Source organism: Cupriavidus pauculus (genome assembly GCF_002858765.1).
GTDB lineage: Bacteria > Pseudomonadota > Gammaproteobacteria > Burkholderiales > Burkholderiaceae > Cupriavidus > Cupriavidus pauculus_B.
On sequence record NZ_PJRP01000026.1, the window covers coordinates 5646 to 23953 of the forward strand.

An 18308-nucleotide genomic window follows, 5' to 3' on the forward strand; every position below is an offset into this window, starting at 1 on the left:
TGTTCAGACCGGACACATAGGTGACAGGTGTGCGAGGACATGGTTGACACTTCCGGACGGTTTGCCGTCCGGAGGTTCAAACCATGCCTTGGAACACACGAGACACTATGAGCCTGCGTCTGGAATTCATTGCGTTGGCCACCCAGCCCGGCTGCAATCGTCGCGAGCTGTGCCGGCGCTTTCACGTCAGTCCGCAAACTGCCTATAAATGGCTTGCACGCCATTCGAGTGAAGGCACGGATGGTCTGCGCGATCGCTCCAGGCGTCCGCAGCAAAGCGTACGGGGGCCGGGATCGAGAGGCAGGTGGTCCAGCTGCGCGAGCAGCATCCTGCGTGGGGCGGACGCAAGATCAGCCGGCGCCTGGCCGATCTTGGCCTTGCCGATCCACCGGCACCGAGCACGGTTACCTCCATCCTTCATCGCCACGGATTGATCCCCGAACACGCCACGGGCCAGCACTGCGCGTGGCACCGCTTCGAACATGCCGGCCCCAACGAACTGCTGCAGATGGACTTCAAGGGCTATGTGCGCAATGAGCGCGGTCTGTGTCATCCGCTGACGCTGCTCGACGACCATTCGCGCTATGTCCTGTGCCTGGATGCGTGCGATGACGAACGTGGGACGACGGTCCAGCAGTGCCTGGCAGCGGTCTTTCGGCGCTATGGCTTGCCGCGGCGCATGACCATGGACAACGGATCGCCATGGGGTGGCGACGAGGAGGGGCTGGGATATACGCGGCTGACGGTATGGCTGCTCAGGCTGGGAATCCGGGTCAGCCACTCGCGGCCCTATCACCCGCAGACCCAGGGCAAGGACGAGCGGTTCCATCGCACGCTCAATGCGGAATTGCTGCAGTACCGCCGCTTCGCGGACAACACCGACGCGCAACGCGCATTTGACCGGTATCGGGCCATCTACAACCATGAGCGCCCGCACGAGGCGCTGGGAATGGCGGTGCCGGCTACGCGCTACCAGGTCAGTCCGGTGCCGTATCCCGAAAGCCTGCCCGAACCCGAATACCTGCCGGGCGACCGGATCTACAAGGTAGACAGCGCGGCCCGGATCATGATCGGGCACCGACGCGTGAAGATTGGCAAGGCCTTCATTGGCCAACGCATTGCCCTGCGCGAAACACGGCACGATGGCATCTATGCCCTCTGGTTTGGCGCCATCCGGATCGGACAGATCGACCTGAGCGCCCCGCAGGGCACTCAGATCTCGACGGCCCCGACCTAGAATGTGTCAACCATGTCCTCGCACACCTGTCACCTATGTCCCCGGTCTGAACAGGGGACGAGGGGAGGCGGGGAGGGCAAGCATTGCAACGGGCGACCGCAGCAGTGGAACCGCCTGGCCCTCTCCACCGGCCCTTCTCCCATACGTGGGAGAGGGGTGTTCCACGCTTACTTGTTGGGCGTCGCCGCAGGCCCTGCCGGCAGCGGATCGATGCCGTCGCGCTTCACGTACGTGACCGATGTCACGTGGCTGGTGGTGGTGTACTTCTCCGCGCCGCTGGCACCCTGGCGCTCGCCCGGCTGTGCGTCGGTGTGGATGATTTCCGCGACGTACATCCCCTTCCACGGCATGTCGAATGTCACCAGGCCCTGTTCGTCGGTGCGGCCTTCCTTGGCCCAGCCCGATTGCGTCACCAGCGCCACCTTCGCCTTGGGCAGCGGCTTGCCCTGGTAGTACGCCTTGAATGCGCCAGGCTGGCCGGCCGGCACCAGGTCGAGCGTCAGCTTGGGCTGCTGGGCCGTGAAATCCGATACCCAGCGTGCCGCCGGGTAGTAGCGGCTGGTGACCTCGGCATCGCCGCGCTTGAACGTGCGCAGCGGGTAGCGGGCGTCTTCGGCCACAAGCGCGTCGCGCTCGCCCAGCGTGAACGGCAGCTGGAAGCCGTTGGCGGTCTTCACGCCGTTCGCCGTCTTGTCGCCACCGGCCGCCAGCAGCGTGGCGGTGGGCGCGCCGAATTTGTCGAGCAGACCCGGCGATACCTCGCGCAGGTTGTCACCGAATTCGCCAAAGCGGATCGAAGCCGGCTGGTCGGCTGCCTGCTCGATCCAGATCTGGTGGGCATGGGCCGCGCCGGACAACGCAAGCAGGGCAGCGGCAAGGGAGATGGTCTTGTTCATGTGAAACGGGCCTCGTCGGGTTGGACGTCAGAAATCGAACTGTGCGGAAAGAAGTACGGTGCGAGGGGCTGCCACCGTGGCGTAGGTGCCGCTGACCCGCTCGCGCGGTGGTGGCAGTAAAGCGACTCGATGGTCGAAGGGAAAAGGGAGCCTGGCGTACTCATGATCTAGCCCGTCATCGGTCGACTACACGTAGCCCCGTGCGCGTACCCGGCTAGCCATGCAGGCATCAAGACATTTAAATGATAATCATTATTAATAACAGATCCGCCAGGTGACTGTCAAACAACAACGCCGATGCGGCGTGACAGGCACGTTGTGTCCACAACACAGACATTGGTGACATGACGGCGGGTGACGGCGGCGACATTCCCAGGAATGTCCCGGCGGAATGCCGCGGATTACCGTGATTTTCCGCGCGTGCCGATTATTCTGACAAAATTGTAATGCTCTGCGATTAAGAGAAAACCCTCGAATTGCGAATGGGCGTTAAAACTTCACCTATAACTAGAGCCTACGTGTTGCGAACTGGTGTCACGCATCACGCCTCCGCCCGCCTGTGCTAGCCTGCGGGCTTTTTTTTGCCCATTTTTTGGCCATGAATGCACGGTCATGATTAATGGCGGATTTTTTATTGGCCCCGGTAATGAATGGCATTTGGGGTGGTGAAAACCCTCTCCCGTTTTTCACTTGACTATGGTGGTATATCACATACCTTGTATCTGTCGCGCCTCGGATTACGCGAACATTACAGCGAACATTACAGATTTGTAATCCGACATTCCACTGAACATTACAAACGTGTAATTCATTCGGTGATTTTGAATATCGAGGAGATTTCAGATGCAAAACGAATAACCAGTCATTGAATTGCCTGGAAACCAAGGCTGGACAAGGGTTTCGGCGCGCACTCGGTACCAACTCGTGGTTTGAGCAATGGCGGTCCTGCGCAAAAAGGTTTCACCCGCGAAACCGGAAGACCAAAACAACAACAAGAACGATGACACAGGAGACACGCAAATGCAGGCGACGACATTACGGTTCGGGCGCACAGTGCCAGTGTATCGAACCGCATCCCCACGAATTGCAGACCACACCACGACAACAGGGAGCGCGCAATGACTCACGCACCGACGGGGGCCTTGCACCCCAATCCACAGGTTTCCGATAGCAAGCGCTGGTTCCAGTTGCTGGTTGGCGTAGTTTGCATGATCGCCACCGCGAATATCCAGTACGCCTGGACACTGTTTGTGCCGGAAATCCAGGACACCTTTGGCTGGTCACGCGCCAATATCCAGATTGCCTTTACGATTTTCGTGCTGGTACAGACCTGGCTGGCCCCGATCGAGGGTTATTTCATCGATAAATTCGGGCCTCGCCTGATGGTGGCGTTTGGCGCACTTTTCATCGGCTTCGCCTGGGTGATCAATTCGCAGGCCACCACGCTGATGGGCTTCTACGTGGGCGCCGCCGTGGGCGGGCTGGGCGTGGGGTCGATCTATGCCACCTGTATCAACAACGCGATCAAGTGGTTCCCGGACCGCCGCGGGCTGGCCGTGGGCCTGACGGCTGGCGGCTACGGTGCCGGCTCGGCCGCCACCATCCTGCCGATTGCCGCGATGATCGAGTCGCAGGGCTTCCAGCACACGTTCCTGTTCTTCGGCATCCTGCAGGGCGCGCTGGCGTTCATGGCGGCGTGGTTCCTGCGCGGGCCGCAGGCCAACGAGGTGAAGGCGTCGAGCAAGATCTACCAGTCCACGCGCGACTACACCCTGCGCGAGGCACTGGCCACCAAGCTGTTCTGGCTGATGCTGGTGATGTTCGTGCTGGTGGTCACTGGCGGCATGATGGCCGTGGCGCAGCTTGGCGTGATCGCCAAGGACCTGGGCGTCAAGGAGTTCAAGGTCGACCTGTACTTCTTCACGATGGCCGCGCTGCCGCTGGCGCTGATGCTCGACCGCGTGATGAACGGCATCTCGCGGCCGCTGTTCGGCTGGATCTCGGACAACATCGGGCGAGAGAAGACGATGGTGATCGCGTTCTCGCTGGAAGGCATCGGGATCATCGCGCTGGGCTACTTCGGCAGCAATCCGTACGCGTTCCTGATCCTGTCGGGCGTGGTGTTCCTGGCGTGGGGCGAGGTCTACTCGCTGTTCTCGGCCCTGGCCGGCGACGCGTTCGGCACCAAGCACATCGGCAAGATCTACGGCGTGCTCTACACGGCCAAGGGGATTGGCGCGCTGTTCGTGCCGATCGGCAACCTGATGATGGAAGCTACCGGCACGTGGTCGACGGTGCTCTATACCGTGGCGACGATGGACCTGATGGCCGCGTTCCTGGCGTTCACGGTGCTAAGGCCGGTGTTCGCGAGCCATGTGGCGGCATCGAAACGCGCCTTTGCCGAGGAGCGAGGCGGGACGCAGGTGCCAGCCTGACGTCCTGACCAAGCCGGGAAGGCGCCGCAGTTGGCACCTTCCCGGTCATCACACGCGCGCGGGCGTGCTTACCAGCGGTAGCGCACGCCCAGCTTGGCGCCAATCGCGTTGCTGTCGCCGAAGTTCTGCACGCTGGTGCGCGCCAGCAGCTCGCCGTAGACCGTGTAGCGGTCGTCATTCCAGTTCATCGATGCACCGATGCCCAGGCCGGCCCACAGCGCCTGTTCCTTGCTGACCACGCTGAGGTCGGCCACACGTGCCGACGTACCGTGCAGGAAGTCGTAGTACAGGTTCGTGATGCCGTAGACGTGCGAGCGGCTGGTCTTGCCGTTGGCGGCCGTCCACCTGGTTTCGTGATCGAGCGACACGCCCAGGCGCGAGACCAGGCTGTTGCCGTTGTCACGCGACACATTGGCGCCGTACTGGTCGGTGAACGCGTCGAAACGCACCTGCGACCAGGCCAATTGGGCCTGCGGGGTGATCGACCAGTTGCCGCCCAGCGCCAGCTGATGGCCGGCTTCCAGGCTGGTGGCCACGCCGCTGCCACGATTGCCGTTGGCCAGCTTGGTGGCCAGCGTCGACGAACGGATGTCGGTGTCGTACCACGTCAGCGTGGCGCGGGCATCGACGTACGCGCCATTGTTGCCGTACCACGTAGCCGTTCCGCCAAAACCGTAGCCGGTGGCATCGATCGCGCCGTTACCAAACATCGACGAGACGTTGGCGTTGGCAATGCCGTAGTGGAAGGTCGGGCCCACCACCAGCGTGCCGCTCTGGTTCTGGATCACCGGTGCGTCCACACCGCCCTCGAACTTCCACGTGCGGACGTTGTAGCTGGCACTCGTCGTGCTGGTGGACGGATCGATATGGGTGTTCGAGCCTTCCACGCGCGCCCAGGCGCCGCGACCGATGATCGGCTTGCCGGCGTCCTGCTCGGCCTGCACCGAAGCGTTGGGCGACCACGAACGGTTGCCCACGCGCTGCTGCAGCGTGCCCAGTTCGTTGAAGCGCTGCAGCACGCTCGAATACGCCTCGTACAGCGGGACGGTCGGGGCCAGCAGCGGACCGGCGGCCGCCGCAGCCGGCGCGCCGACGACTGCCGGATCGAGCAGCGTCGAACGCAGGTACCAGCCGCCATCGCTCGGCGTCGCTACGCCATTCTTGAACAGCCGATAGCCGTACGCGCCGGCCACCACGGCCTGCTGACCCTGGAAGGTGTAGTCGCCCGCCAGCGTGAAGGTGCTGTTGGACGCGCCCTGCACGTCGATGACCTGGATGCCTTCCGAGGTGAGCGCGCCGGCGCCGCCGACATTGACCACGCGGACCTGGCTCGTGCCCGAGGTGTTGCCCGTCACCACCAGGCGTCCCGTGGCCGACGCATCGCCACCAAGCGCCGTGTTCACGCGCACGGCGCCACCGTTGCCGATGTAGTTGCCGGCGATGGTCAGCACACCCGAGCCGCCGCCCGGCATGACCGTGCCGCCGTTGGTGACATTGCCCAGGATTGTGCCGGTGCCGGACAGCGTACCTGCGGCGTTCACCGTCACCGGGCTGGTGATCGAGTCGTTGACGGCCAGCGTACCGAGGTTGATGGTGGTGGGGCCGGTGTAGGTCTGGGCGGTGTTGAATACGGTCGTGCCCGTGCCGTTCTGCGCCACGCCGCCAGCGCCCGTGATGGCGTTGCCGAAGGCGTAGGTGTCGGAGCGGTTGAACGCCAGCGTGGCGCCGCTGTTGACGACGACGTTGCTGGCCAGGCTGCCGCTGGTGCCGCCGTTGCCGATCTGCAGCGTGCCCTGGTCGACCGTCCACGGGGTGGTGACCGTGCCGGCGCCGATCAGCGCCCAGGTGCTGGTGCCGTTCTTCTCGAACTTGTCGAAGTTACGGTACTGCAAGGTGTCGCCGATGGTCGAAACGTCGAACACGGCGTTGTTGGCGCCGCCGAGACGGAAAATGTCGTTGCCACCTATGGCACCTGCGACGACGTTACCGACGATGCTTGAGCCTGCCTGCAACTCCAGCACGCCGATACCCGACCCACCAAACTCGACGGCATTTGCGGAGCCCGCACCGGCGCGGATGGTGCCGGAGTTCACGACCGTCAGGTTCGTGCCGGAAGCTAATGAGAAGATGGCCACATTTCCAGCCCCGCCCTCGATCAGTCCGGAGTTCTCGATGGTATTGGTGCCGCCGCCCACTCGAATGCCGCGGCCGCCGCCTGCGCCTCCGCTCAAGTCGGCCCCGCCGCGAATTGTGCCCTGGTTGATCACACTGCCGGTGGCGCTGGTGTTCATCGTCACCCCCGCGCCGGCCATGCCGCCAGAAGCATCGCCGCCAACGATCAGGCCGGTGGCCGAATTGACGAGCGAGGTGCCAACCGCCAGCGACACACCGGTGCTGAGCCCATTATTGGCGGCGCTGAAGCCGACCCCGCCGCCGCCGCCCTTGATCGACCCGTTGTTGATGATCGTTGCGCCTGTACCGGATGCGGAAATACCTGCGCCACCGGCTGCGCCGGCCGTCGTTCCGGCGCCCCCAGTGACCGACCCGTTATTGATGACGGTCGCGCCAGCGGCGGCGGAAAGGGAAACACCCGCACCGCCGGCCATGCCGGCCCCCGATGCGTCGCCCCCTGTGATCGAGCCGTTGTTGGTGAGCGTCAGGGCGGCACCGTTGGCGGAAACACCCGTTCCACCGCCAAAGGCGCCCGTCGAGGCCCCGCCGGCGACCGTGCCGTTGATGGTGGCCTGTGCGCTGGGACCCAGCAGCAACAGACCAAGGCCGCCCTGGGCGGCTGTCCCGCCGAGGTAACTCCCGTTGAATGTCCGCGGCGACGCCGCAGTAAATGTGAACCCGGCAGCTCCCGAATTTCGGATCAACGAAAAACCCTGCGTATCGAAGGTGACCGGCTTGACGGGCGAATTAAAAGTGGACGTGCCGGGCGTCGTGATGGTGATGTCGGCGGTGAAGCGGATGGTGGCCGTCGGATCGCCATCGGTCATGGCGGCCCCGAGCGCCGCGCGTAGCTCGGCCTCGGTGCCGACCAGGTACTCGGCGGCCGATGCGCCCATCGGAAACAACAGCGCGACAGCGAGGGTGATAGAGGACGCTTGCGGCGCGCGAGCGCGTACCTGCCGCATTCCACGACAAAAGTTTGATTGCATTGAACTACCCCATTCCAATTGTTTTAGTTTTGGTACAAATTGAAGCGGGGCAGATGATAGATCACTCCGTGATTCTTTGTGTCGTCAACGAATGACGCATGTCGCGAGGCTGCGACGTCACAAGAAAATCACGTTCAAACGCATTGCCAGTGTCACGAAAACGGTTTAGAGCGAACGCTCTAAAAGTGAATTCCGTCAGATGGAATTCACCACCACATCGCTGCCAATGAGAAATCGGGGTTGATGCGTACGCGCCGTCATCTGCGGGTAGACGCCTCGCAAAATCTTCAAATCCCGTGTCATCCGTTTGCGCCAGATCAGAGAAAACCGTGGGCCGAAGGATAGTGTTGCAGGCACGGGGCCCGGATTCGACAAGGCCTCGGCGGAGACCCCGTTCAATCGATGGAGCACCCCCATGCCCAATCCACTTGCCACATGGCACCAAGACCATATCCATTTCGCCCGGCTGCTTGATCTGCTGGAAGCCCAGGTCATCCAGTTCGACCGGGGCGAGCGCCCGGACTACCACCTGATGGAGACCATCATTTACTACCTGCGCAACTTCGGCGACCGGGTTCACCATCCGCGCGAGGATGTGGCCTACGCAAGGCTGGTGGCGCGCGACCCGGACATGCAGATCGTCGTGAGCCGTCTGCAGCAGGAACACCGCGTGATTGCCTCGGTCGGCGAGGCCTTGCTGGAACGTCTGAACGAAGCGGAGCGGGACATGATCAGTTCGCGCGCGGCGCTGGAAGCCGCCGGGGCCATGTACCTGGTCTACTACCGGAACCATCTTTCGACGGAGGAGCGCTACGTCATGCCGCGCGCCACGCAGTTGCTGACGCACGAAGACTGGGAAGCCGTCGACGCGGCCGTGCCCGAATTGGCCGATCCACTATTTGGAAGCTCGACCCAGCAGCGGTTTGCGATGCTGCGCGACCTGATCGAGGGCGAGGCGCAGATTGCCGCCAGTACCCAGTGACCGCCGTGACCATCGACGCATGAAAAAAGGGGCGCCTCGGCGCCCCTTCTTCATGAACCTCAGGCCAGTTCCTGCTCCGGAACCGCCGCGACCTGTTTCGCCGCAGGCTGCCGGCTTGCGGTCAGCCGCCGGTAGCGCCCCAGCGCCCACAGCGGAAAGTACGCCGTGTAGCCGTGGTACTTCAGGTGGAAGATGCGCGGGAAGCCGGGGGCGTTGTGGTACGGATGACTCCAGAAGCCGTCGTCGCCCTGCGTGTCGACCAGCCAGGCCACACCACGCTTGACCGAATCCGATTCGTGCTCGCCCAGTGCCAGCTGGCCCAGCAGGGCCCACGCCGTATGCTCGGCGGTGCTGCCCGCGTCGTGCGTGCCGGCCAGTTCGGGGTGCAGGTAGCTGTCGTTGGTCTCGCCCCAGCCGCCGTCGGCGTTCTGCTTGCCGCGTAGCCAATCCACCGCGCGGCGCATCATCGGCAGCTTGCGGTCGACGCCCGCCAGCGCCAGGCCGGCCAGCACGCTCCATGTGCCATAGATGTAGTTGGTGCCCCAGCGGCCCCACCAGCTGCCATCGGCCTGCTGCGTCTGGCGCAGATACCCGATGCAGTGCTCGCGCGAACTGGCGTCCTGCGGGCGATTGGTCACGCCCATGGCCAGCAGCATGCGGCCCGACACGTCTTCGGTGGGCGGGTCGAGCAGGGCGCCGTGATCGGCAAACGGAATCGCGTTCAGGTAGTTGCGGTCGCAGTTGGCGTCGAACGCGCCAAAGCCGCCGTTCTTCGACTGCAGCCCGATCGACCAGTCCAGCGCGCGGTCGACGTGCGGCCGGAAGCGTTCGGTCTGGCCCGTGCGCTTGCCGTGGGCGTGCAGCATGGCCAGCACCACGGCCGTGTCGTCGATGTCCGGGTAGTACGGATTCTCGTACTGGAAGGCCCAGCCGCCGGGCGGCGTGGCCGGCGCGGCGTTGTGCTGCCAGTCGCCCACCAGGTCCAGCACCTGGCGTTCGGTCATCCAGTCGTAGCCGCGCGCGATGGCCGCCTTCGATCGCTCGGTGGCCGGTGCCTGCTCCAGCGCCATCAGGCTCCAGGCGGTATCCCATACCGGCGACAGGCAGGGCTGGCAGTACGAGATGCCGTCGTCGCGGTGGACGATCAGCTTCTTCAGCGCGTCCATGCAGTCGCGGCGCATCGGATGGTCCTTGGCGTAGCCCATCAGCACCATCATTTCGTAGGCGTAGACCATCGGCGGGAAGATGCCGCCGAAGCCGTCCTCGCCGTTCATCCGCTCCTCGCTCCACTGCACGGCGCGCTGGATGGCCTTGCGGCGCAGCGCGCGCGGAATCAGCGGCTCCACGTGGCGGACCACGCGGTCGAGCTTCAGGAACAGGCCCTGCAGACCCGGCTTGCGCGGGAAGTACTCGGTCTCCAGCTCGGGCGCCGTCACGAACAGTTCCTGCACGTGGATGCCGAGCGGGTTCTTTGCCTGCGCGCGCATCGAGCACAGCACCAGCAGCGGCACCATGGTCGTGCGGGCCCAGTAGGCCACCTTGTCCATATGGATCGGCGCCCAGCGCGGGAACAGCACGAACTCCACCGGCATGAACGGCGTGGCGCGCCACGGCACCTCGCCAAACGTGGCCAGCAGGATGCGCGTGAACACGTTCGATTTGGCGGCGCCGCCATGTGCCAGGATCGCGTCGCGCGCGCGCACCATGTGCGGGGCGTCGGGCGAATCGCCGGCGGCCTTCAGCGCAAAGTACGCCTTGACGCTGCACGACACGTCGAGGTCGCCGCCGTAGTACAGGTCCCATGCGCCGTGGCGGTCCTGCCGTTGCAGCGCGCGCAGGTACTTCGCCATGCGCGATTGCAGCGCCGTGTCGATCTCGTCGACGAAATGCATCATCAGGATGTATTCGGCCGTGATCGTCGCGTCGGATTCGAGCTCGAAACACCAGTGGCCGTCGGCGTGCTGCTTGTCCAGCAGGGCGTCGCGCGCACGTGCCAGGACGGCATCGATGTCGGATGCCGGAATATCTTGTGGAGTCATGCTTGTTCTTGTTCCGTGCGGGGCTGGGTCAGCTGCTCGAGATGGCGGACCAGCGCCGCGCGTTGTGCGGGATCGATCGTGCGGTGGCCGAGCAGGTCGGCCAGCCAGAGCCCGTCAGCGGCCAGCCGGCACAGCAGCAGGCGCGTGGCGTCTTCGCACTGGGCCGCGTCACGCTGCAGCGACGCGGCTTCCCATTCCTGGTAGGGCATGCGGAATTCAGGGCGGGCCATGACCAGCATCATGGCGGCCTTCCAGAGTTCGCGTTCGCCCGCTTCGACAAAGCCATCGGCCGATGCATGCAGGTAGGCGCGCGTGTTGCGGCCGTGCGGTTCGGCATCGGATTCTGCCACCGTGGTCACCTGGCGCTTGAAATGGTCCAGCACCTCGCTGGACAGCGCCTCCAGCAGTTCCTGCTTGCTGGAGAAGTGGTGCTGCAGTCCGCCTTTCGATACACCGGCGCGGGCCGCCACGGCATTGAGCGTCACCGCGCCGATGCCTTCCTCGACCAGCAGGTCGATGGTGGCGGCGATCAGGCGATCGCGGATCAGCTGGGGCTGCTTCGGACGGCGGTGGGCTTCACTCATGGCGGCGGAAGATACCATCCGGACGGATTGTTTGCAAACCGGCGTTGCGCATGCGCCGCTTTATGGGGGTGCCCATGTCTACATTTGTCTACATGGGCCGGCATGCCTTCAGATGCCGGATTCAGGGCCGTTAGTGCGCTGCAGCATCGACTCCGGGTTCTGTATATCCATGCCAAGCAAACTTTCGATCCGATTCCGCCTTAACGCGGCCCTGGCCGTGCTGGCTGCCCTGCTGACCGTGATCGGCATCATCGGCGTCTTCGGGATGCGCGCGTCCATCGCCGACATCCGGGAGATCTACACCAACCAGCTGGCGTCCACGCGCTTTGTGGCGGCGTCGCAGCTCAATGCGGCCGTGGTGCGGACCACGCTGGATCGCGCGGTGTTCCACCCCGATTCGGCCGACGTGCCGACTACCATCGACAAGGCGGTGGGCTACCGCGAGAAATCCGAAAAGGCCTGGAGCGCCTATCAGGCGCTGGCCAAGTCCGCCGACGAGAAGGCGCTGTCCGACAAGGTGGAAGCGCTGCGTAGCAAATTCTTCAAGGAAGGCGTGGAGCCGCTGATCGCAGCGCTGCGCGCCCAGGACGCGGCCGCCATCGACCAGCAGGTCATGGCGAAGATTCCGCCGATGTTCGTCGAACTCACCGCCGCCGTGAACGCCCTGGAGCGCAACCAGAGCGACCAGGCCCAGGCCATGTACGACAACGCCACGGCGCGCTCGCAGCGCTTCCTGTGGATGGTGACGGGCGCCATCGTGATCGGCATCGTCGGGGCGCTGTTCTGCGCCATTGGCCTGCGCCGCGCCATTTCCGAACCGCTGTTGCGCATGCTGGAGAGCTTCGGCCGGATCTCGCACGGCGACCTGACCGAGCGCATCCGCGTGACCAGCCAGGACGAAATGGGCGACCTGACCCAAGGCCTGCACCAGATGCAGTCGGGCCTGATCGACGCCATCCAGACCATGCGTGGCGGCAGCGACGCCATCGCCACGGCCACGCGCCAGATCGCGGCGGGCAACCTGGACCTGTCCCAGCGCACCGAGCAGCAGGCCAGCGCGCTGGAAGAAACCGCTGCCAGCATGGAGCAACTTACGGCCATCGTGCGGCAGAACGCCGAGAACGCCCAGCAGGCCAACCAGCTGGCCACGGCCGCGTCGGAAACCGCGTCGCGCGGCGGCGAAGACATGCGCAACGTGGTGTCGACGATGAGCGGCATCCAGCAGGCGTCACGCAAGATTGGCGAAATTACGGCGGTCATCGAAGGTATCGCGTTCCAGACCAACATCCTGGCCCTGAACGCGGCGGTGGAAGCCGCCCGCGCGGGCGAGCAGGGGCGTGGCTTTGCCGTGGTGGCGGGCGAGGTGCGCGAGCTGGCGCAGCGCTCGGCATCGGCCGCCAAGGAAATCGTGCAACTGATCAACGACACCGTGAGCCAGGTGGAATCGGGCACGCAGCAGGTGGACAAGGCCGGCACCACGATGCAGGACCTGGTGCTGGCCGTGGGGCGCGTCACGTCGATCATGGGCGAGATCAGCACGGCGTCGCGCGAACAGAGCGCCGGCATCGATCAGGTGGGCAAGGCCGTTACGCAGATGGACCAGATGACGCAGCAGAACGCCGCGCTGGTGGAAGAGGCCGCCGCAGCCGCCAAGGCGCTGGAAGAGCAGGCCGATGTGCTGAAGGCGTCGGTGTCGTCGTTCCAGGTGCCGGCGGTGGTCTGACCGGCTTGAGGGCCTGACAGGCCGAGCGGCGACCGGGCAAGACTGGTCCGGCGTGGTCGTGGAATGCGCCCCGGAGCCGTCCGGCACGGGGCCCAGGATCCATGCGATGCTGACCGAGCCCGGCGGCACCCGCATGGAATTGAGCTTCGATCCGCGCCAGGCGCCCGTCAGTCCTTCACCAGCCCGCCGTCGACCACCAGGTTCTGGCCGGTCACGGCGCGTGCCCACGGCGACAGGAAGAACAGCGCCGCATCGGCGAATTCCTCTGGCGTGGTCACGCGGCGCACCGGCGTGAGGCTGGCGATCAGCTCGAACACCGCTTCGGGCGTGACCGCGCTGGCGTCCGTCACGCGCAGCAGGCCGCCCGAGACCATGTTCACGGTAATGCCGTCCGGCCCCAGGTCGTTGGCGGCGGTGCGCGTCAGCGACAGCAGCGCGGCCTTGGCTGCCGTGTAGTCGTGGTAGGGCACCACTGGATACTGGAACAGGTTGGTGCCAATGTTGACGACCCGCCCGAAGCCCGCTGCGCGCATGGCGGACGCCGCAGCCTGCATCGTGTTCAACGCACCCTTGAGCGAGCCATCGAGCTGCTGGCGGAAGCGGTCCCAGGTGATCTCTTCGAGCTTGGGCCGTGCATCGCCATCGAAGCGGAAGTCGGCCAGCGCATTGTTGATGACCGACACCACGGGCTGGTTGAAGTACGCCTGCGCCGCGTCAAACAGTCGGCGCACCGCGTCGGCATCGGTCACGTCGGCCTGCAGCGCCACGGCGCGGGGGCCCAGTTCCTGCGCCAGGGCACGGGCCTGTTCCTCGCTGCGACGGTAGTTGATGACGACGTTCGCACCTTCGCGCGCCAGGGCCCGCACGATGGCGGCGCCCAGTCCGCGCGCGCCGCCGGTGACCAGCACGCATTGCTGATGAATTTGCATGGTGGCCCCTCTCAGGCGTCGGACAGCGGCGCAAAGCGAAGGCGTTCGTCCTCCAGCCGCCCGTGGAACATCTCGGCCGGGCGCACCCACGGCGACGTGTTGTGCGGCCAGATATGCACGTAGACGGTCAGCACCTCGGCATTCTCCGAGTGCTTCGCTTCAAAGATGCGGCGATACAGTCCGCCCTTGTAGTGGCGGTGCGTGGCCAGCTTCAGCGCTTCGGCCTCGCTGGTCACCTGGTAGCGCGGGGTCTTGCCTTCGCCGAATTCGGCCACCAGCGAAAAGGCCTGGCGGATGGCGTCGATGTCCGTGTCTTGCATGAGGAATTCCGGTTGGGTCTGCCTGGCCCGGGTGCTGGCGCAGACTGGGCCGGCATTCTACCTCCGTGCGGTACGGGTGCGCCCACGGTGGCGCGCTTGAATCGGCTGGGCCGGCCCTCAGACCACAGCCAGCCACTTGATCCAGGCGGCGATGGTGAAGATCGAGACGATGGTTGACAGCACCACGGCCGATGACACCGCCGCTTCGCCTGCGCGATAGCGCAGCGCCAGCAGGTAGGAATTGATGCCCACGGGCATGGCGGCGAACAGCGTGGCCACGCCGGCATAGGCGGGCGGCATGTCGAAGACGTGGAAGGCAATCAGCCAGACGAACAGCGGATGCAGCACGAGCTTGCCGACCGAGATGGCCGCTGCGGCGCCCAGGCCGTCGCGCAGCCGGTACTGGTGCATCGACACGCCGAGCGAGAACAGGGCGCAGGTGGACGCGGTGTCGCCAAACGCCTTGACCAGCGTGGCCACCACCCCGCCGAGCGTGACGTGGGTAAGCCGCAGCACGCCGCCGATCAGCAAGGCCAGGACGATGGGGTTGCGGGCCAGGCGCCGCGCCACCTCCAGCAGTCGCTTGCCCAGCGAGCCGCCGTCGCCACGTTCGATCAGCACGGTAGCCGCCGTCATCATGATCGGCAGATGCACGGCCAGCAGCAGGAACAGCGGCACCTTGCCCGCGTCGCCGTAGACGGCAAGGATGATCGGCACGCCAAAGAACACCGTGTTCGACTGGCTCGACGCGAAGCCGACGATCACGGCCGAACGGCTGTCCCGTTGATCTTCCGGACGTTGCCGGCGGCCCAGCAGCCCGGCCAGCATCGCCCAGACGATGGCGCAGCCCCCGAAATAGGCGATCCAGTAGCCGACGTGGACGGTGGTGCCGTCGCCGGGCTGGGCCAGTGTCTGGATGATCAGCGCCGGCACGGCCACGGCGAACACGTATTCGGAGAGCCCCTCGCCCACGCGCGCGGAGAGGATGCCTGTCGCGGCAAGGCCCCAGCCGGCAAGGACGACGGCAAACATGGGGAGGATCAGAAACGCGAGGTCCATCGTGACGCGGCCGGGCAGGCGGTGGTATTGGCAAAGACCGCAATACTGCCATGGTCGAGCCGCGCCTGCGTCATGTGGGTCTGGGCGGGCGCGGCGGGGTGTACTGTTGCCGGGTCAGGGCGCGCCGGTCGCAGGCCGCTCGACGGGCGTGTGCGATGCCGCTGGCACGGCCGCCTCTGCGGGCAGTGGATCGACGTCATTGACCTTGGGCGCCCACTTGCGCTGCAGCAGCACCACGGTGCTGGCGGCGCCGGTCAGCAGGAAGCCGAAAATCGCCAGCATCGGCAGTTCATAGCTGCCGCCAACGTGCAGCAGCCAGCCGGACAGGCTGGCCGACACGCCGCCCGCGAGGCTGGTGGCCACCTGCTGCAGGCCGGTGTTCAGGCCCACAGCCTGCTGGGGGATCAGTGTCAGCTTGCACAGCGCAAGGTTGTTGGCCGTCACCAGCCCCAGCAACGACAGCGACAGCACGTTCCAGAACAACGCCATCTCCAGCGTGGGCGCGTAGGCGCCCAGCAGCACGGTGGTGCCGCCGAGGAATCCGGCCAGTACGAACGATTTGCGCACCCGCACGGCGTCGTGGCCCCGGGCGATCAGCCGGTCGGCCGCCCAGCCGGCCGCCATGGCCACGATGGCGATGCCGGCGAAGCTGAAGAACGTGTAAAGCCCGGAGCGCGTCAGCGACAGGCCGCGCTGTTCCACCAGGTAGGCGGGCATCCAGGTCATGCAATAGAACGTGAAATAGCCGTAGCAGAAGTTGTTGACCAGACCGCCCCAGACCACGGGGCTGGCCAGCAGGTTGCGCAGCGGCACCGACGACGCCCGGTGCACGCGCACCGCCAGTTGCTCGCGCGACGGAAAATCGTTGCGCACGAGCCGCAGCCACGGCGCCAGCCACAGCAGGCCCACCAGCCCCGTGGCCACGAACATGACCTGCCAGGACCAGTTGACGATCAGCCAGGCGGCGATTGGCGCGCCCAGCGCCGGGCCCATCTTGCCGCCGATCGAGAAGATGCCGAGCGCGGTGCCCTTGCGGGTCTCGTCGAAGTTGTTGGCCAGGTACCGATAGGTGGCCGGTACCACCACGGCCTCGGTCAACCCGATCAGCAGCCGCATCACGATCAGGGCCGGGAGCGTGGTGACCATGCCGGTCACGGCGGCGGCCAGGCACCAGACCAGGAAACAGGCCGTGTACGGCCATTTCACGCCATAGCGGTCGACCAGCCATCCCATCGGCAACTGCACCAGCCCGTACGACCAGAAGAAGGCCGAATTGAGCCAGCCGCGCACGATGCTGGACAGGCCGAATTCCCGCACGAAGCGCTGGTCGGCCAGGGCGGCTGACAGGCTGGTGCGGTCAACGAACGCAATCATCAGCCCCAGCGCCAGCAGCACAAGGATGTGCCACGGGTTTTCGGGGGCGGGGGACTGGCTGGATGGGGTGGATCGGTTGGGCTGGCTGGTCTCCATGGACGGCTCTTTTCCTTGTACGGGCTCCTGGCCGCCTAAGATAGAGGACGCCATGGCGCGCGTCCCTGTACAAAAGCGCGATTCGCCGGGACTTTGGCTGCGCCGGGCGCGCCAGGGGGCGGGATCGTTGCACGGACCGCCGTGGGAGCGGGCCGTACGGGGCTTACCAGCGGTAGCTGGCCGTACCGATGATGGTGCGGCGGCGGCCGTAGTAGCAATTCGTGGCGCTGTCGCACGCGGCCACGTAGGTCGCCCGGTTCAGACACGGAGGTGCCGCAGCCGGGCGATCCACGGGGCGAGTCGCCCGGGCGTCGTTACGGCGTGATGGCCACCTTCAGCACCCCGTCGCGCTGGTTGGCGAAGAGGTCATAAGCGGATTCGATGTCGGCCAGCTTGTAGTGGTGGGTGACCAGAGGCGCCAGGTCCACCCGGTGGGTCTCGATCACGTTCATCAGCCGGCGCATGCGTTCCTTGCCGCCCGGGCACAGCGACGTGATGATCTTGTGGTTGCCCAGCCCGGCGGCAAACGGCCCCAGCGGGATGCGCAGGTCTGTGGAATACACGCCCAGGCTGGACAGCGTGCCGCCGGGCTTCAGCACGCGCAACGCCGCCTCGAACGTGGCTTGCGTGCCCAGCGCCTCGATGGCGGCATCGACACCTCGGCCGCCAGTCAGCCGCAGGATTTCGTCGACGACGTCGGTCTTGCGGAAATTGACCACCTCGTCGGCACCCATATGGCGGGCAATCGCCAGGCGCTCGTCGATGCCATCGACCACGATGATCTTCGACGCGCCCCGTAACCGCGCGCCGGCCGTGGCACACAGGCCAATCGGCCCCTGCGCGAAGACCGCCACAATATCGCCAATCTTGATGTTGGCCTGTTCGGCGCCGGCAAAGCCCGTGGACATGATGTCCGGACACATCAGCACCTGTTCATCGGTCAGCCCATCGGGAATCGGCGCCAGATTGGCCTGCGCATCGGGCACCAGCACGTATTCGGCCTGCGTGCCGTCGATGGTGTTGCCAAAGCGCCAGCCCCCCATCGGCTTGTAGCCATGGCCGTGCGCCTGGCCGTCCTGCGACGCGCAGCCGTCCTGGCAGGCGTACGAATAAAAGCTCGGGCAAATGGCGCCGGCAATCACCCGCTGGCCTTCCTGATAGCCGGTGACGTTGCTGCCCAGCTTCTCGATCACACCGACCGGCTCGTGACCGATCGTCAGCCCGGGCTGCACCGGGTACTCGCCTTTGAGAATGTGAACGTCCGTGCCGCAAATCGTGGTGGTGGTGATCCGGATCAAGGCATCACCGGGACCGACGCTGGGGATAGGTTTTTCCTGAAGAGTGATCTTGCCGGGACCTTGAAAGACGGCAGCGCGCATGCTGGGCATGGTTTGGGCTCCTGAAGACTTCGGCGGAAGGGCGGCCCCGGGGGCGGGCGGGCACGCCGCTTTCAGTCTATTGCCACAGATTTGC

General features: G+C 65.3%; 12 protein-coding genes and 1 pseudogene. 4 read left to right on the forward strand and 9 right to left on the reverse strand.

Features of this window, described 5'->3' with window-relative positions; all coding sequences use genetic code 11:
* Nucleotides 1-83 precede the first annotated feature (83 nt).
* Nucleotides 84-1237: pseudogene (locus CYJ10_RS31685) on the forward strand (IS481 family transposase).
* Nucleotides 1238-1404: 167 nt separating this feature from the next.
* Here CYJ10_RS31685 and CYJ10_RS31690 read toward each other — a convergent pair.
* The gene (locus CYJ10_RS31690; protein WP_101685407.1) at nt 1405-2133 is read right to left on the reverse strand and encodes a DUF4198 domain-containing protein; all 729 of its coding nucleotides are present in this window, start codon (nt 2131-2133) and stop codon (nt 1405-1407) included.
* Nucleotides 2134-3251: 1118 nt separating this feature from the next.
* Here CYJ10_RS31690 and oxlT point away from each other — a divergent pair.
* Entirely contained in the window at nt 3252-4568 is a 1317-nt protein-coding gene (gene oxlT, locus CYJ10_RS31695) for an oxalate/formate MFS antiporter (RefSeq protein WP_101685408.1), read from the forward strand.
* Between the two features lie 68 nt (nt 4569-4636).
* Here the strand turns inward: oxlT and CYJ10_RS31700 are convergent, their stop codons facing one another.
* A complete protein-coding gene (locus tag CYJ10_RS31700; protein ID WP_180863130.1) occupies nt 4637-7636 on the reverse strand; it encodes an autotransporter family protein in 3000 nt (999 codons plus the stop codon).
* Nucleotides 7637-8144: 508 nt separating this feature from the next.
* On the opposite strand from CYJ10_RS31700, the gene CYJ10_RS31705 reads away from it, so the two are divergent.
* Nucleotides 8145-8711, forward strand: a complete 567-nt coding sequence (locus CYJ10_RS31705; RefSeq protein ID WP_101685410.1) for a hemerythrin domain-containing protein — start codon at nt 8145-8147, stop codon at nt 8709-8711.
* A gap of 59 nt (nt 8712-8770) precedes the next feature.
* On the opposite strand, the gene shc is transcribed toward CYJ10_RS31705, so the two are convergent.
* A complete protein-coding gene (gene shc / locus CYJ10_RS31710; protein ID WP_101685411.1) occupies nt 8771-10750 on the reverse strand; it encodes a squalene--hopene cyclase in 1980 nt (659 codons plus the stop codon).
* The gene (locus CYJ10_RS31715; protein WP_101685412.1) at nt 10747-11334 is read right to left on the reverse strand and encodes a TetR/AcrR family transcriptional regulator; all 588 of its coding nucleotides are present in this window, start codon (nt 11332-11334) and stop codon (nt 10747-10749) included. The genes shc and CYJ10_RS31715 overlap by 4 nt, the downstream gene beginning before the upstream one ends.
* Nucleotides 11335-11503: 169 nt before the next feature.
* Here CYJ10_RS31715 and CYJ10_RS31720 point away from each other — a divergent pair, with 169 nt between their 5' ends.
* Nucleotides 11504-13057, forward strand: coding sequence for a methyl-accepting chemotaxis protein (locus CYJ10_RS31720; protein ID WP_101685413.1), 1554 nt, complete (start codon nt 11504-11506; stop codon nt 13055-13057).
* 167 nt (nt 13058-13224) lie between these two features.
* On the opposite strand, the gene CYJ10_RS31730 is transcribed toward CYJ10_RS31720, so the two are convergent.
* The 5 genes from CYJ10_RS31730 to CYJ10_RS31750 form a co-directional block, all read right to left on the reverse strand.
* The gene (locus tag CYJ10_RS31730; protein ID WP_101685414.1) at nt 13225-13986 is read right to left on the reverse strand and encodes a 3-oxoacyl-ACP reductase; all 762 of its coding nucleotides are present in this window, start codon (nt 13984-13986) and stop codon (nt 13225-13227) included.
* An 11-nt stretch (nt 13987-13997) separates the two neighbouring features.
* Nucleotides 13998-14222, reverse strand: coding sequence for a DUF1653 domain-containing protein (locus CYJ10_RS31735; protein WP_257993623.1), 225 nt, complete (start codon nt 14220-14222; stop codon nt 13998-14000).
* A gap of 201 nt (nt 14223-14423) precedes the next feature.
* Entirely contained in the window at nt 14424-15338 is a 915-nt protein-coding gene (locus tag CYJ10_RS31740; RefSeq protein WP_219621568.1) for an AEC family transporter, read from the reverse strand.
* Nucleotides 15339-15479: 141 nt separating this feature from the next.
* Nucleotides 15480-16835, reverse strand: a complete 1356-nt coding sequence (locus CYJ10_RS31745; RefSeq protein WP_101685417.1) for an MFS transporter — start codon at nt 16833-16835, stop codon at nt 15480-15482.
* A gap of 314 nt (nt 16836-17149) precedes the next feature.
* Complete coding sequence (locus CYJ10_RS31750; protein ID WP_101685418.1) at nt 17150-18223, reverse strand: NAD(P)-dependent alcohol dehydrogenase; 1074 nt, start codon at nt 18221-18223, stop codon at nt 17150-17152.
* Nucleotides 18224-18308: the final 85 nt, after the last annotated feature.